Source organism: Cobetia sp. MC34, assembly GCF_018340035.1.
GTDB lineage: Bacteria > Pseudomonadota > Gammaproteobacteria > Pseudomonadales > Halomonadaceae > Cobetia > Cobetia amphilecti.
In genome coordinates this window covers 35,771-51,807 of the sequence record NZ_JADPPY010000026.1, presented here as the reverse complement: position 1 = coordinate 51,807, position 16,037 = coordinate 35,771, and the positions used below count along the sequence as shown (strand labels likewise).

Annotated in this window: 13 protein-coding genes; 12 read left to right on the top strand and 1 reads right to left on the bottom strand. The window is 62.7% G+C overall.

Annotation, left to right across the window (positions count from 1 at the left end; all coding sequences use genetic code 11):
* The first annotated feature begins 322 nt into the window (after positions 1 to 322).
* From IZU87_RS13155 to IZU87_RS13105, 11 genes are all read left to right on the top strand, one after another.
* Positions 323 to 1,705 carry a sugar porter family MFS transporter gene (locus tag IZU87_RS13155; RefSeq protein ID WP_213114808.1) on the top strand — a complete coding sequence of 461 codons (1,383 nt, stop codon included), beginning with the start codon at positions 323 to 325 and terminating at the stop codon, positions 1,703 to 1,705.
* Between the two features lie 474 nt (positions 1,706 to 2,179).
* Positions 2,180 to 3,181 (top strand): substrate-binding domain-containing protein, encoded by a 1,002-nt coding sequence (locus tag IZU87_RS13150; protein ID WP_054556976.1) that lies wholly within the window; start codon positions 2,180 to 2,182, stop codon positions 3,179 to 3,181.
* 144 nt (positions 3,182 to 3,325) lie between these two features.
* Positions 3,326 to 4,594 carry an ABC transporter substrate-binding protein gene (locus tag IZU87_RS13145; RefSeq protein WP_213114807.1) on the top strand — a complete coding sequence of 423 codons (1,269 nt, stop codon included), beginning with the start codon at positions 3,326 to 3,328 and terminating at the stop codon, positions 4,592 to 4,594.
* 178 nt (positions 4,595 to 4,772) lie between these two features.
* Positions 4,773 to 5,621: a carbohydrate ABC transporter permease gene (locus tag IZU87_RS13140; RefSeq protein WP_213114806.1), complete on the top strand. Its 849-nt coding sequence runs from the start codon at positions 4,773 to 4,775 to the stop codon at positions 5,619 to 5,621.
* Entirely contained in the window at positions 5,621 to 6,526 is a 906-nt protein-coding gene (locus IZU87_RS13135) for a carbohydrate ABC transporter permease (RefSeq protein WP_213114805.1), read from the top strand. The genes IZU87_RS13140 and IZU87_RS13135 overlap by 1 nt, the downstream gene beginning before the upstream one ends.
* Before the next feature lie 101 nt (positions 6,527 to 6,627).
* Positions 6,628 to 7,662, top strand: coding sequence for an ABC transporter ATP-binding protein (locus IZU87_RS13130; RefSeq protein WP_213114804.1), 1,035 nt, complete (start codon positions 6,628 to 6,630; stop codon positions 7,660 to 7,662).
* 67 nt (positions 7,663 to 7,729) lie between these two features.
* On the top strand, positions 7,730 to 9,073 hold the full coding sequence (locus tag IZU87_RS13125; RefSeq protein WP_213114803.1) for an MGH1-like glycoside hydrolase domain-containing protein: 1,344 nt from the start codon (positions 7,730 to 7,732) through the stop codon (positions 9,071 to 9,073).
* Entirely contained in the window at positions 9,073 to 10,371 is a 1,299-nt protein-coding gene (locus IZU87_RS13120) for an AGE family epimerase/isomerase (protein ID WP_339842763.1), read from the top strand. The genes IZU87_RS13125 and IZU87_RS13120 overlap by 1 nt, the downstream gene beginning before the upstream one ends.
* Positions 10,372 to 10,736: 365 nt before the next feature.
* Entirely contained in the window at positions 10,737 to 12,032 is a 1,296-nt protein-coding gene (locus tag IZU87_RS13115; RefSeq protein WP_131432168.1) for a DUF3100 domain-containing protein, read from the top strand.
* A gap of 115 nt (positions 12,033 to 12,147) precedes the next feature.
* Entirely contained in the window at positions 12,148 to 13,308 is a 1,161-nt protein-coding gene (locus IZU87_RS13110; protein ID WP_213114802.1) for a M20 aminoacylase family protein, read from the top strand.
* A 34-nt stretch (positions 13,309 to 13,342) separates the two neighbouring features.
* Positions 13,343 to 14,266 (top strand): NAD(P)-dependent oxidoreductase, encoded by a 924-nt coding sequence (locus IZU87_RS13105; protein WP_213114801.1) that lies wholly within the window; start codon positions 13,343 to 13,345, stop codon positions 14,264 to 14,266.
* Here IZU87_RS13105 and IZU87_RS13100 read toward each other — a convergent pair.
* The gene (locus tag IZU87_RS13100; protein WP_213114800.1) at positions 14,238 to 15,164 is read right to left on the bottom strand and encodes a LysR family transcriptional regulator; all 927 of its coding nucleotides are present in this window, start codon (positions 15,162 to 15,164) and stop codon (positions 14,238 to 14,240) included. The two genes, IZU87_RS13105 and IZU87_RS13100, sit on opposite strands and share 29 nt — an antisense overlap.
* A 402-nt stretch (positions 15,165 to 15,566) precedes the next feature.
* Between IZU87_RS13100 and arfB the strand changes: the two genes are divergently transcribed.
* On the top strand, positions 15,567 to 15,980 hold the full coding sequence (gene arfB, locus IZU87_RS13095; RefSeq protein WP_213114799.1) for an alternative ribosome rescue aminoacyl-tRNA hydrolase ArfB: 414 nt from the start codon (positions 15,567 to 15,569) through the stop codon (positions 15,978 to 15,980).
* Positions 15,981 to 16,037 lie beyond the last annotated feature (57 nt).

The window sequence follows — 16,037 nt, the reverse complement described above, 5'->3', positions numbered from 1 at the left end:
ATGCTCTGCTTGGGCGAATGAGATCTGCTTCATCGGATGGCTCTATCAGGCGGTAGCGATATTGCTAGATTCTACCCCGTCGGTGGCGATCAGGCACCAACGGCAGGATTTGTGCAGTGTTTCCCTAGCGAATTAATTCCCAAATAGGTAATGAGCGACAATCCTTACCGAAATGCCTTTAACCATAAGGTATAGCTGATGGACTGAAGAGCACACGCTATGCTGGGATTGCGCGATGACACGATTCATCTCTACAATCTTGCACGATTAAGTTTCACAAGTTGATGTCACTTACCCTAGCCCTCATTGGACGAGCTACGCCATGTCACGAATACTTCAATGGTCGATCACGGTTGCCCTCGCCGGCTTCCTGTTCGGTTTCGATACCGCCGTCATCTCAGGAGCTGATACTGCACTGCAAAGTCAGTGGGGTCTCAGCGATCTGGACCACGGCCTCATCATCATGTCGATGGCACTTTGGGGCACGGTAATCGGCGCCATTTTCGGCAATTGGCCAACCGACCACTTCGGGCGCCGAGCCACGTTGATCGGCATCGGCATCCTGTATCTGGTCTCGGCGTTGGGCTCCGCTCTGGCCACTGATCCATATGTGTTCTCGTTCTTCCGTCTGCTGGGCGGGCTGGGCGTGGGGGCCTCTTCCGTTGCGGCGCCTATCTACATCTCGGAAATCGCACCGCGCGAACGGCGTGGAGCGCTGGTCGGGCTCTATCAGTTCAACATCGTCTTCGGGATTCTGATCGCTTTTGTCTCCAACTACTTCATCGGCTTCATCGATGGCGAGAACTGGCGCTGGATGTTGGGCGTGGAAGCTGTGCCTGCCGCGCTCTATCTGTTGATGATCTGCAAAGTGCCACGTAGCCCGCGCTGGTTGATTCTCAAGCGTAATGATGAAGCTGGAGCAGCCGAGATCATCAAGCTGATCAACCCCAAGGCCGATATCGCCGAAGAAATCGCCATCATTCGTGGCACCGAGAGCGAGGGGAGTGCCAAGCAACATACCCGCCTGTTCGCCTGGCGCTACCGCCTGCCTATCCTGTTTGCTTTCCTGATTGCCGCATTCAATCAACTTTCTGGCATCAACTTCATCATCTACTACGCACCGCGGATTTTGGCCGAGGCTCAGCTCGAATCTAGTGCTGCATTGCTCTCTACAGCGGGAATCGGGGTCATCAATCTGATATTCACAATGCTGGGTATGTCATTGATCGACAAACTGGGGCGCCGGACCCTGATTCTGATCGGCTCCGCCGGGTACCTTGTATCACTGTGCCTAATCTCTTGGGCATTCTATCTGCAAGACTTCTCCGCCATGGGCGGGTATGGCGTGCCGATGCTGCTTGGCGTATTCATCGCTGCACATGCCATGAGTCAGGGTGCTGTAATCTGGGTATTCATCTCTGAAATCTTCCCCAACAAGGTACGCGCCATGGGTCAGTCCTTCGGCAGCTCCGTGCACTGGATCTTCGCGGCACTGATCGCGCTGCTGATGCCGACCATCCTCAGCCACTTCAGTGGCGGGCCGGTGTTCGCCTTCTTTGCCTTCATGATGCTGCTGCAACTAGTCTTCGTTCTGTTCTTCATGCCCGAGACCAAAGGTGTCTCGCTTGAGGAACTGCAGGGCCGCCTGATTCGTCCCTCACGCAAGGAGAAGGCCGCGGAGCTCGCGCCACAAGGCAACTACTAATGCTCTGAATGTCTGGGCTTTGACACTGTTACGACAGTGTCGCCGGGCCTGACTCAACATCGCTATCCAGACGCCGACACCCCGCCCTGTGCGGGGTGTCGGCGTTTGTGGCTCTGGCGGCCATGTCAGGCATGAGACCAGGTCCGCCAAGTGATCATGCCCGTCATAAGAACACCCCCGTCGTGCGTCGCCTCACGCCACGGGGAACGGCTCCGCTGACAACAACGCACATGGCTTGCTCCCCCTCCTCCTTACGACGACATGCGCCAGATCGCTACGTGCAAATAGCGTGGTATCGGCGCCGGCTCAATCGCCAGCCTGAGCGGCGATTTTCAGCGCCATATGTCGGGATTATTACGGATATATTCTTTGGTCTCGTCATTCTTGCCAAGGTATTCAAAACAGTGAAAAGATCGCTTCCGAAACGTTTCGGATAACGGTTTCCGCTCACAGTTACCGCAAAGGAAAAGTGCCATGCCGCCGAACATCACACTCAAGCATCTCGCCAGCCAGCTGGGCCTGTCGGTCACGACGGTCTCGCGGGCATTGGGCGGATTCGAGGATGTCAGCGCCACGACCCGTGAGCGGGTGCAGGCCTACGCCAGTGAAGTGGGCTACAAGCCCAATCAGAGCGCACGCCGCCTGAAAACAGGCCGCACCTCCTCGGTGGGCTACATCATGAACGGCGCCCAGGGCGACTTTCGTGATCAGTTCAACACCCGCCTGCTGGTCGCGCTGGGCCAGGCGCTGCACGACGCCGCACCGGAACATGACCTCATCGTCACCACGGTGCCCGAGGACCGCGACGAACTGGACACCTACAAGCGCTTCATCGATGGCGGCAAGGTCGATTCCTTCGTGGTGGCCCGTACCCGCATTCAGGACCCGCGCGTCGACTTCCTGCTCGACAGCGGCATCCCCTTCGTCACTCACGGTCGTACCGGCCGCGCCAGCGAGCACGACTGGGTCGACATCAATGCCGCCGACGGCTTCATGCGCGCCACCCGCCATCTGATTGGCCTGGGCCATCGCAATATCCTGTTCCTCAATTTCTTCAGCGACCTCTACACCGCCGTCGAACGTGAGACCGGCTATCTGCAGGCGATGCATGACGCCGGCCTCGCGCCCAGCTCGCGCCATTGCCCGCACGGCTATGCCAGCGCCTATCAGGTCGCCCATGAAGCGCTGTCCGGGGCCAACGCCCCCACCGCCTTCGTGTGTGCCAGCGACATCTTCGCCTACGGCGTGATGGAAGCGGTCAGCGCCTGCGGCCATACACCCGGCGAGGACATCGCCATCATCGGCGCCGATAACCTGCCGCCGCAGATGTACCGCCAGCCCAGCCTCAGCACCCTGGACATCTCGTTCGAGACCGTCAGTCAGGCGCTGATCGAACTGGTGCTGGCGCCGCAGGATGGCGCGCCACGCCATCGCTGCTTCGATTACGACCTGCTGCTGCGCGATACCACTGCCTGAGCACACAGGACCATCGACTGACCTCACGACGCCAGACGCCTGACCGCAAAACGCCTGATCGCAAAATGCCTGATCGCAAAATGCCACCGTCAGAACGTGGTCAGCGTGACGCCAGAAAAACAACACCCGACCGGGGAGACCTCCATGCGCAAGATGCCAACCGCCCTCGCTTTGCTGGCGCTGCTGGGCAGTACGTCCGCCCTCGCTGACATCACCTTCTTCAGCACCCAGGCCAGACCGCTGGAAGAGGCCCAGCAGATGCGCGAGATCGCGCTGGCACCCTACGCTGAGGCCATCAATTACATGCCGCAGGAGACGGGCGCCTTCCTGTCGCGTCTCGAGGCCGAGAAGACCAGCCCCGATGGCGCGTTGGATCTGCTCGGCGGGCTGCACGGCGAACTGGGGTCGCTGACGCCCAGCATTCTGGCGCCGCTGGATGACCTGCAAGGCTCGCTTGCGGACGCGGGCATCAGCCAGCAGTACATGACGCTGGGCAAGCTGGGCGGCGACCAGCAGCGCTACATTCCGTGGATGCAGGCGACCTACATCATGGCCGCCAATCGCAAGGCGCTGCCCTACCTGCCTGAAGGCGCCGACCTGAACGCGCTGAGCTATGACGAGCTGCTGGCATGGGGCCGCAACATGCAGGAAGCCACCGGCAGCCCCAAGCTGGGCTTCCCGGCCGGTCGCAAGGGGCTGATCCACCGCTTCCTGGAAGGCTATCTCTACCCATCCTTCACCCACTCGGTGGTGCGTGAGTTCCGCAGCGATGACGCCGTGGCCATGTGGCAGAAGTTCCGCGAGATCTGGGCGGTAACCAATCCGCGCTCCACCGCCTACGGCTTCATGCAGGAACCGCTGCTCAATGGCGAGGTGTGGGTCGCCTTCGATCACACCGCGCGCTTGAAGGATGCCTTCAACAAGCAGCCGGATCAGTACGTGGCCTTCCCGGCCCCTGCCGGCCCCAGCGGACGCGGCTACATGCCGGTGGTCGCTGGCCTGGCGGTACCCGCCAATGCCACGAATCCCGATGCCTCGCGCAAGCTGGTCCGCTATCTGATGACGCCGGAAGCCCAGATTCGCACCCTGCGGGCCACCAACTTCTTCCCGGTAGTAGAGGCTGGGCTGCCCGATGACCTGCCCGCCAGCATTCGCATGTCCGGCAAGGCGGTCGCGGCCCAGTCCTCCGCTGATGACGCCGTGCTCTCGCTGCTGCCCAGTGGCCTGGGCCAGCAGTCGGGCCTGTTCAACAAGATCTACCGCGATGCCTTCGTGCAGATCGTACTGCGCGACACCGACATCGAGGAGACACTGGATATCCTCGCCCCGCGCCTGCAGACGCTGATCAACACATCAGGCGCAGGCTGCTGGCTCCCGGATACGCCCAGCGACGGCCCCTGCCCGGTCAAGTAAGCCGCTGGCACCAGAACGCAACACTCAAGAACGCATCACTCGTCACACACGCAATACAGCAGCAGCAACGGCACCCCCCGACGGGTCGCCATGACGGAACGCCAACCCCTGTCATGCCGACCCGGTGCCACCAAACCATTCCGACAAGCCATCACAACAACGCCAAAGGTGAGCAAAGATGAAGCACGATCGCTGGCTACCTTATTACCTGATCGCCCCCAGCCTACTGTTCATGGGTGCCTTCTTTCTCTATCCGTTCATCCAGATCTTCGCCGAGGCCTTCACCAGCAGTGACAGCAACGTGGGCCTAGCCAACTTCACGCGCATCTATCAGGACTTCAACTTCTGGCCGTCACTCAAGAACACCCTGCTGCTGACCGGGGTCGTGGTGCCGCTGCAGCTGGTGCTGGCCATCGGCATGGCGCTGATAGTCACCAAGATGAACAAGGGGCGCGACAGCATCCTCTACATCTGGACCATCCCGCTGGGCATCTCCGATCTGGCCGCCGGCATCATCTGGCTGGCGATCCTCGAGCAGTTCGGCTTCCTCAATAGCTTCCTGAGCGCGGTCAGCGTGATCGATGCGCCGGCGTCCTGGCTCAACTATCAGAATGTCTTCGCGCTGTTCCTGGCCGTGGTGGTCGCCGAGATCTGGCGCGGTACCGCCATCGTGCTGGTGATCCTGGTGTCGGGCATGGGGCTGATCCCCAAGGAATATGACGAGGCCGGTCAGGTGTTCGGCGCCAGCTACTGGCAGCGCCTGTGGAAGATCACCCTGCCGATGCTGCGCCCCAGCATCCAGTCGGCGCTGATTCTGCGCACCCTGCTGGCACTCGAGGTCTTCGCGGTAGTGATGATGCTGGGCGGCAGTGACATGCCGGTACTGATGAGCGAGACCTTCGACTGGCAGTTCCTCTACCAGCAGACAGGTGCCGCTGCGGCCTACGCGGTGTTGATCATGCTGATCTCGGTGGTCATCACCGGCTTCTACATCAAGCTCCTCAATGTGCCGAAGGAGGCCCGCTGATGAAATCCTCTTCTTCCGAGGCCGTCATGCCGTCATCTCTTTCATCACGCTCAGGCGACTCCTCACGCCAGGTGGCGCAGACCGCCCACAAGCCACGTCGCAATGACATGGCCTGGAAATGGCTGTTCCGGGCTGGCGTCTCGATCTTGGTGCTGTGGGTGCTGGTGCCCATCGCCCTGCTGATGCTCAACAGCGTCAGCACGCCGGAGCAGATCACCGGCTGGCCCAAGACCCTGACCCCGGCGCTGAGCTTCGAGACCCTCGACTTCTTCTGGCACTACCAGGGCGTGATCAGCGCACTGGGCAACTCGCTGCTGGCCGCCGTCTTCACCATGGTGATCGCCATCGTGCTCGGCGCACCGGCAGGCTATGCGCTGGCCCGCTTCGTGTTCCCGGGCATGAATGCCTACCGCATGATCATCATCCTGTCGCGGGCCTTCCCGATGCCGCTGCTGGCGCTGCCGCTGGCCGTCATCTTCATCCAGGTCGGCATCGATGACTCCATCCTGGGTCTGGCGATGGTGCACGCCACCCTGGCACTGCCGTTTGCGGTGCTGACCACCTCCAGCCTGTTCATGGGCATTCCGGTGGAACTCGAGGAAGCCGCCTGGCTGATGGGCTGCAACCGCTGGCAGGCCTTCCGCCGCGTAGTGCTGCCGCTGGCCGCCCCGGGCATCACCGCCTCGGCCGTGTTCGCCTTCGTGATCTCGTGGAACGAGGTGTTCGCCTCGGCAATCCTCACCGTCGAGAACCGCACCCTGACCGCCTTCCTGGTGCAGAGCCTTTCCGAGTCACCTGCCGAGATCAAGTATGCCGGTGGTCTGATTCTGGTCGTCCCGGCGCTGCTGTTCCTGTTCGCGATCAGGAAGTACCTGTTCAGCATGTGGGGCATTTCCAACCGCTAACGTACGCCCGCTCATCAGGCCAATGACCGGCGGCGATCTTCATCGTCTCTCGCAAGCGAGTTCACTTCCTCGCCGCCGCTCTCGATCAAAGGAGTCAGACCATGTCAGCCATCCAAATCAGCGCCGTACGCAAGCAGTTCGGCAAGCAGGAAATCCTCAAGTCCATCGATCTCGAGATCCGCGACAAGGAATTCACCGTGCTGCTCGGCCCGTCCGGCTGCGGCAAGTCCACCCTGCTGCGCATCATCGCGGGGCTGGAATACGAGAGCAGCGGCTCGATCCGCATCGGCGAGCGTGAGATCACCTCGCTGGCACCGCGTGATCGTCGCATCGCGATGGTGTTCCAGAACTACGCCGTCTTCCCGCACATGACCGTGGCGGAGAACATCGCCTTCGGCCTGCGCGTGCGCAAGGACAGTGAGGCGCATATCCAGCGCAAGGTGAAGGAAACCGCCGCACTGATGCATATCGAGGACCGTCTCGATCACTACTCCGGTCAGCTCTCCGGCGGTCAGCGTCAGCGTGTCGCGGTCGCGCGCTCCCTGGCGATGGAGCCGGAAGTGCTGCTGATGGATGAGCCGCTCTCGAATCTGGATGCCCTGCTGCGTCTGGAGATGCGCGCCGAGCTCAAGACCATTCTCGCCGCCTCCGACACCACCACCATCTACGTGACCCACGACCAGGTCGAGGCCATGAGCCTAGCGGACCGCATCGCGGTCATGAAGGGTGGTCAGATCGAGCAGTACGCGCCGCCCTCCGAGATCTACCACTACCCGGCGACCGAATTCGTCGGCAGCTTCATCGGCAACCCGCCGATGAACTTCATCCCGCCGGATGCGCGCTGGAATCACCCGACCCGCCCCGAGCAGTCGAGCCAGCAGGTGCACAAGTGCGGTATCCGCCCCGAGGACTTCGAGGTGCGCTTCGAGCCCACCGAGAACTTCGCCCCGGTGCGCGTGCTGGTCTCGGAATTGCTGGGATCGCACAAGCAGCTGACCGCGCGTTTCGGCGACGAGATGATTCGCGTCAACATGCCGAGTGATCTCGATGTCGGCAATGGCAGCGACATCCACATCCGCCCGCTGGCCGAGAAGGTGCGCTTCTACGACCACAGCGGCCACCTGATGTCGGCGTAAGGCACCCCGACCCCTCTCTAGCCAACCTTTCAGCCCAAACCTTTCATCCCGAACGGAGCCGACTTACATGAATGCCAAGCTCGACGCGCTCAGCGCTCACGACGTTCTCAAGCTCAACGACCTGGGCGGCTACACCGTGCCCACGCGTGGCCTCTACCCCTTCCAGTGGAACTGGGATGCCGCCATCACCGCGCTGGGCTGGCTGGCCGCCGGTGACGAAGCGCGTGCCTGGCGTGAGGTCGAGCGCCTGCTGGAAGGTCAGTGGGACAACGGCATGGTGCCGCATATCGTCTTCCACGGTGACGCGGAAACCTACTTCCCGGGGCCGGAAGTCTGGGGCGTCAAGCATAGCCCGTCGACCAGCGCCATCTCCCAGCCGCCGGTGCTGGCCAGCGTCATGAAGCTGCTGTTCGAGGAAGGCCGTGATCGCCGGCTTGCCGAGGAAAAACTGGCCGCTACCCTGCCCGGCGTCATCCGCTACCACCTGTGGTTCTATCGCGATCGTGATCCGGAACACACCGGCCGCGTCTGCAGCTATCACCCGTGGGAATCGGGCATGGACAATAGCCCGCAGTGGGATGGCCCGCTGGCTGGCGTGCCGCCGGTCGATGCCGAATACGTGCGTCGCGATACCGGGCTGGTCGATCCGTCCGAGCGCCCGCACAAGTACGAATACGATCGCTACATCTATCTGGTGAAGTTCTTCCAGCAGAACGAGCACGACGCTGAGGTTCTGTATCGCGACTACCCGTACCGCGTCGAGGACATCAGCCTGATCTCCATCCTGCACCGTGGCACCCGCGACCTGATTGCGCTGTGCGAAGAGGATGCCGCCGGTCTGGGTCTGGTCAACACCCACGGCGAGGCGCTCTTCAGCCTCAAGCAGTCGCTGGCGCGCACCGAGGAAGGCGTGCAGGCGCTGTGGAGCGACGAGCTGGGCTGTTTCCTGAGCCGTGATGCGCGTGCCAACGTGCTGCTGGAGCACGTCACCACCGCCGGCATTCTGCCGCTGTTCGCCGGGGTCGCCAGCGGCGCCCAGGCGCAGCGCATGGGCGGTCTGCTCGAGGAATGGCTGGAACAGGCGCCCTTCGGTGTCGCCTCCACCCATCCGGAAAGCACCCGCTTCGAGCCGAAGCGTTACTGGCGCGGACCGAGCTGGTTGCACATCAACTGGATGCTGGCCATCGGCTGCGAGGAATATGGCATGTCCCGCGAGGCCGACCAGATCAAGCAGGCCAGCCAGAAGTGCATCGAAGCCGCCGGCTACTACGAATACTTCAACTCGGTGACCGGCGAAGGCTGTGGCGGTCGCGACTTCTCCTGGACCGCGGCGATGGACCTCTACTGGCTCAACCCGCTGGAGAGCTTCACTGCCAGCAAGGCGGCAGCCGGCGTCGTGGAGGCTTCCTGATGACTCAGCACGCCTCTCAGCAACAGTCTCAGCAACAGCCTCAACAAGCCTCACAACTGGCGCAGGCACCGCAAAAGGCACCGCTGTCACGCCAGGCAGTACCGCCCATGCCGGCAACGTTCGCCAGCCGCGGTTTTCTGGACACGCATATCCGCTCGATCATGGACTTCTATCTGCCCAAGGCGGTAGACCATGAGCGCGGTGGCTACTTCCAGGCCTGGCGCGACGACGGCACTGTGTATGCGCCCACGGCGCGTCATCTGGTCAGCAGCACGCGGATGGTCTTCAACTTCGCGATGGAATACCTGCGCAGCGGTGATGAGCAGTGTCTGGCCGCGACCCGTCACGGCATCGACTACCTGCGCGATGTGCATCTCGATCCGCAGACCGGTGGCTATCTGTGGTCGCTGAGCGAGCAAGGCGAGGCAGACCACACCAACCAGTGCTACGGCCTGGCGTTCGTGATGCTGGCCTATGCGACGGCCTGGCGCGCCGGCATCGGGGAGGCTCGCGGCTGGCTCGAGGAAACCCGCGCGCTGATGGAAGACAAGTTCTGGTCACCTGAGGCGGGGCTCTATGCCGACGAGGCCAGCGCTGATTGGCAGACGCTGTCCGACTACCGTGGCCAGAACGCCAACATGCATGCCTGTGAAGCCATGCTGGCCGCCTTCGAGGCCACCGACGAGGCGCACTATTTGGAGCGGGCCATGACCCTGGCCAGCAACATCTGCCAGCGTCAGGCCGCCAAGGCCGATGGCCTGATCTGGGAGCATTACGATCGCGACTGGAACGTCGACTGGGACTACAACCGCGACGACCCCAAGAACCTCTATCGTCCGTGGGGATTCCAGCCGGGTCACCTGACGGAGTGGGCCAAGCTGCTGCTGATGCTCAAGCGTCATCGCGATGACGACTGGCTGCTGCCGACCGCGCAGCGTCTGTTCGATACCGCCCTGGACCTGGCCTGGGACAGCGAACGTGGCGGCATCTACTACGGCTTCGCGCCGGATGGCACCATCTGCGACGACGACAAGTACTTCTGGGTGCAGGCCGAGAGCTTGGTGGCCGCGGCGCTGCTGCACGAGGCCACCGGCGATTCACACTACGCCGAGTGGTACGAGCGCCTGTGGGGCTACGCCTGGCAGCACTTCATCGACCACCAGCACGGTGCCTGGTATCGCCTTTTGAATGCCGACAACCAGCGCTTCGATGACCTGAAGAGCTCGCCGGGGGCCAAGTGTGACTATCACAGCCTCGGCGCCTGCCATGAGCTGTTGCGCGTGATCCCCCGCGACTGACTGCCCGCCGGGCCGTGAATGGCGGCCTGCGGCCAGTCGCGACACACTCGTCACTCTCTACACCCTCTAGACACCCGACACTCTCAATACACCCGACGCGTTCGATACACCCGACGACCCGACACGCCGCCTCCCGCGACGTGTCGGGTCGTCGCGTTGTGGGCGTCTGGTTCAGTGGCAAGGACGACCTGCGCTATTTTTTCGTACACCCTCCGTGTTTCTTTAGAGCACCGCTCCTGACAATACTGGATTGCGCTGACCGCCCCGGCAGAGGGTGGCAGCCGACAGCCGCGGGCATACCCCGAGGCGCTGCATTCCAGACGTTTCATCAGCTAGAGAAACTACAATAACAAGCGGAGTCCCACATGCCCCTTTCTCAACTCCTGGACTGGCGGTTGCACCTGCTGGTCGTGGTGCTGTCTCTCGGCGCCGAACTGATCGGTATTCTCAAGTTCCCGCTCGGCCCCGGCACCTTGCTGCTGTTGCCGCTGTTCTATGCCTTCATTGCCGCCGTACTGTGCAATCCGCACCTGTTCAGCGGCACCAGGCGCTTCATCCCGCCGGTGGTCAGCGCGGCGGCAGGGCCGGTCATCCTGCTGTCGATCATGCCGTTCATCGCCCGCTTCGGTTCCACCATCGGCCCAGCCATCGAGCAGCTGATCTCGGCGGGTCCGGCGCTGATCCTGCAGGAGCTGGGCAACCTGGGCACCATGCTGATCGCGATGCCGATCGCGGTGGTGGTGCTCAAGATGGGCCGCGAGGCGATCGGCGCGACCTACTCCATCGCGCGTGAACCCAATATCGCGATCATCTCCGACAAATACGGCCTCAAGGGCCCGGAAGGCGTCGGTGTGATGGGCGTCTATGTCGTGGGCACCATGTTCGGCACCCTGTGGTTCGCGCTGATGGCGGGCTACCTGACCTCACTGGACATCTTCGACCCGCGCGCACTGGCCATGGCCTGCGGTGTCGGCAGCGGCAGCATGGTGGCGGCGTGTTCCGGCGCCATCGCCGGCGCCCTGCCGGAGATGGGCGAAGAGCTGCTGGCCTTCGCCGGCGCCAGCAACCTGCTGACCTATGCCACCGGCCTCTACGTGTCGCTGTTCATCGCCCTGCCGGTCGCCGAGCGCCTGTTCCGCTTCTTCAGCCGCAAGCGGGCCGGCAGCGATGACGCCATGAATGACGAGGAAGCCAAGCTCGCCTCAGACGCGCTGGTTGAAGACCGCCCGGAGAACCAGCTGGGCAAGACAGCCATGGTCGTCGCGGCCGTCTGCGTGGTCGGCTGGGTGGTCAACACCATCAATGGCGCCAGCCTGATCGACGCCGCCCCCGGCATGCTGATCCTGTACGTGATGACCATGCTCGGCCTGCTGGTCGCCCGCGTCATGCCCTTCTACCTGCCGGCCATCGCCTGGGTATCGCTGGTCAGCATCCTGATGACGCTGCCGTGGTTCCCGGGCAGCGGCTGGATCACCGAGCAGCTGGGCTTCGTCAACTTCCTCGCCATCGTCACGCCGGTACTCGGCTATGCGGGTCTGGCGCTGAGCAAGCGCGAGTTCAGCATGTTCCGCCAGGCGGGCTGGAAGCTGGTGATCATCTCGCTGCTGGTCTTCACTGGCACCTATATCGGCTCGGCGGTCGTGGCGCAGGCACTGCTCTGATCACCAGGGCTTCGGGCTTTACCTTTCGCATTACCTTTCGCTTCTCACTTTGCTACCCCCTTCTCATCACTTTCACGCCGGTACTCCAGGGTGCCGGTTTCCACAGGAATTCAGCATGCAACTACCCGACAAGATCGACGAGGCACTGCTGCGCAGCTGGCGTCATGAGTTTCATCAGCATCCCGAGACGGCCTTCGAGGAGCACCGCACCTCGGCGCGCGTCGCCGAGATCCTGCGTGCAGCAGGCCTGGAAGTCACCACGGGACTCGCCGAGACCGGCGTGATCGCGGTGCTCGACGGCAAGCTGGGCACGGGCCAGACCATCGGCCTGCGCGCCGACATGGATGCGCTGGATGTCACCGAGGCCAACGCCGTCTCACATTGCTCACACACACCGGGCAAGATGCATGCCTGTGGCCATGATGGCCACACCACCATGTTGCTGGGCGCGGCCTGTGAACTGGCACGCGACCCTGACTTTGCCGGCCGCGTGGTGTTCGTGTTCCAGCCGGCCGAGGAGAACGAAGGCGGCGGCCGCCGCATGGTCGAGGACGGCCTGTTCGAGCAGTTCCAGATGGATGCCATCTATGGCCTGCACAACTGGCCAGGGCTGGCACTCGGCGAGGCGGCGGTGCATGAAGAGGCGGTGATGGCGGCCTTCGATGTCTTCACCCTGACCCTGAGCGGCCACGGCTGCCACGCCGCCATGCCGCATCTGGGCAAGGACACCATCCTAGCGGCCTGTCAGCTGGTGACCCAGCTGCAGGGACTGATCAGCCGCGAGACGCCGGCGCACCAGACCGCGATTCTCAGCATCACCCAGTTCCATGCCGGTGATGCCTTCAACGTGATGCCGGAAGAGGTCGAACTGCGCGGCACCCTGCGCTGCTTCGACCCGGCACTGCGCGCGCATCTGCAGCAGCGCTTCCATGACGCCGTCGATGCCATGGCGACCTTCCACGGTCTCAAGGTCAACTTCGACTATCAGCCGCGCTATCCCGCGACGCTCAATGCGCCCGGCCATGCCGAACGCTGCGCCAGCGTTCTCGAGCAGCTGCCGAGCATCCAGCGGGTCCATCGTGATCTGCCGCCCTCGATGGCCTCGGAAGACTTCGCCTATCTGCTGCAGGAATGCCCGGGCGCCTATATCTGGCTGGGCAACGGCGAAGACAGCGCCTCGCTGCACAACCCGCACTACGACTTCAATGATGCTGCCACGCCCATCGGCGTCAGCTACTGGACGTCGCTGGTGCGTCAGCTGCTGGCCGCCGCCTGAGGCCAGGTGAACAAACCCTCGAGGGATGCTCAGCATGAAGATCTGCGTGATTGGCGATGCGCCCATTGGCACTTGGGCCATACAGGCGCTTGCGCATGCCGGAGTCGAGGGCGTCATGGCAGTGGCGGCGCCCGAGGGGCAAGTCGCGAGTCATTCGTGCTTCCGCGCCGAGGTCTACCTGATGGCGCTGGCCAAATCGCAACAGGTGCAGAAGGTACTGACGGGCAAGCAAGGCCTGCTGCGCAGGGCGCCGCCAGGCAGTACCGTGATCGATCTATGCAGTGGTGACGTCACGCTCAGCCGCGAACTGGCCGTGCAGACACGCCTTGCCGGCCATCACTGGCTGGAAGCGGCCACCAGTCGCAATCCGGCCGATGAGGCGAATGACAGCCTGACGCTGTTGATCGGCAGTGATGAGGCGACAGTGACGCGCATGTCAGCGCTGCTCGACGCCATCTGCACGCAGCATCTGCACGTCGGGGACGCCGGCTGTGGCCATGCCGCCGCCCTGGCCAGCGACTATCTGCATGCCGCGCACCTGATCACCACTGCCGAGGCGGTCGCCATGGCCTATCGCGCGGGCGTGACACCCCAGGCGTGCATCGATGCCATCAATCTGGGCGCCGGGCGCAGTGCCGTGAGCGAGGTGAATTTTCCGCGCTGGGTGCTGCCGGGCCGCTATGACTCGGGGATCTCCACCGGTCAGCTGCGCCGCGACCTGCGCCTGGCGCGCAGTTTCGTCACCACGCTCAACCTGCCGGAAGGCTTGATGAAGGCAGTCTTCGAGCGCTGTCAGCCGCCGGAGCTGTGTCCGGCAGACGAGGATGATCTCCATCATCTGTGCGATCGCTGGCTGAGCAAGGTGCCTGCCCAGCTGCACCCGCCTCGACTAACCGAAACCAGAGCCCCTAAACCACAAGCCCTGGCTATCAGCGCGCTTCCTGACGCGGACCACTGAAAGCCGCGATCCAGCGCTCAAGATGGCGCAGTAGCTGCAGGCTGGCACGCGGCATGCGCCGCCCGACCCGCGTGATGATATGTGCGCGGGCCTGGCGGAAGCTGGCACATTCCACATCCCGCGCGATCAACACGCCCTCCTGGAGCTCACGGGCCGCGGCAAAGGCCGGCAACAGCGTGATGCACAGTTCGGACCGCGCCGCCTGCTTGAGCACTTCCATGGAATTGGTCTGCACCACCATATGCGGGCGCACCCCCGCCTCACGAAAACCATCGTCCATCAGCTGACGCACGCCGTGACTCGGCCCCCACAGCGCCATGGGGTGCTGCGCCACTTCCTCGAGTGTCAGCGCATGGGCCTCGCTCGCCAGCGGATGCTCCGGCGACATGATGGCCACCAGCGGCTGCGGACTCGAATGCCAGAAGCGCAACTGGGGATGGACCCGCTCGTGATACATCAGGCCGATATCCGCCTCATCCTCGATCACGCTGTCGATGATGCTCTGCATGCTGCCGGTATCGACCTTGAGCGTGATGCCGGGGTACTGCTTGCGAAAGGCGCGCAGCGGACTGTTGATGATATCGCCGACGAAGCCTTCGCCGATGATCAGGCGAATCTCGCCGGTTTCCAGCCGCTGATAGGCATCGAGGCGTTCGCCGAGGTGCTGATCGAGTTTCTCCCGCTGCAGGATGTAATCCAGCAGCATCTCGCCGACCCGCGTCGGCTGCACGCCGTCACGGGTGCGCTCGATGAGCGAGGCGGCCATGGCCTCTTCGAGCAGACCTATCTGACGACTGACTGCCGAGGGGGCGATGTTCAGACGCGCTGCGGCACGCCGGATGGAGCCGGCTTCGACGGTGACCTGAAAATAGACAAGACGCTGATGCGGGATATCCATAAGGCGCTCTGCAGAGGATGGGAGAGGGAATTACATAAGTGCCAGGAAAAGTGCTGCCAAGAATGTCTGGATAACTGGACAGTCTTCACACAGGACGCAGCCAGCAGAGTACCCGATATTCTGACGTCTCGGGCAGCACGCGGTTGAACTCCCCCACCCTCAACGCCATATCAGAAAGAATCATCACGTCACCTCCTCGCTTCTCCTCCTCTTCATGACAGTTCTCACGGCCCTCCGCGCCGTGACGCGAGGACAGGCGATCAGCGTCGCGAGCAGGCCGAATGGAGAAGCAGACGCACCCGCCATTCTGAAGCCAGTGCGCGAATAGGCTAAGATGGCCCATCGCTCCATTGACTGTGTCGGCGAGACACACCACACAGTCCCATGACAAGGAGATTCAATATGCTGACCATCTCCAATTCGGTAGCGCTGGCCGACTGGGAAATCGACCTCACCCAGATTCGCGCCCAGGGCAATGGCGGCCAGAACGTCAACAAGGTCGCCTCCGCCGTCCATCTGCGCTTCGATGTTCAGCGCTCGACGCTGCCCGGCTTCTACAAGGAGCGCCTGATGCAGCTGTCGGATCAGCGCATCAGCAAGGAAGGCGTCATCATCATCAAGGCGCAGAGCCATCGCACCCTGGAGTTGAACAAGGAAGATGCGCTGGCACGCCTCAAGGCGATGATTCTGGATGCCGTCAAGGTACAGAAAGCGCGCCGTGCGACAGCGCCCAGCAAGGGCGCCAAGCGTCGCCGCGTCGACAGCAAGACGCGCAAGGGCAAGATCAAGGCCATGCGTGGCAAGGTACAGGACTGACATCGCCGCAAGCGGCGGCCAGTTCACGACTCATAACTCACCTCAGGGATGACAATT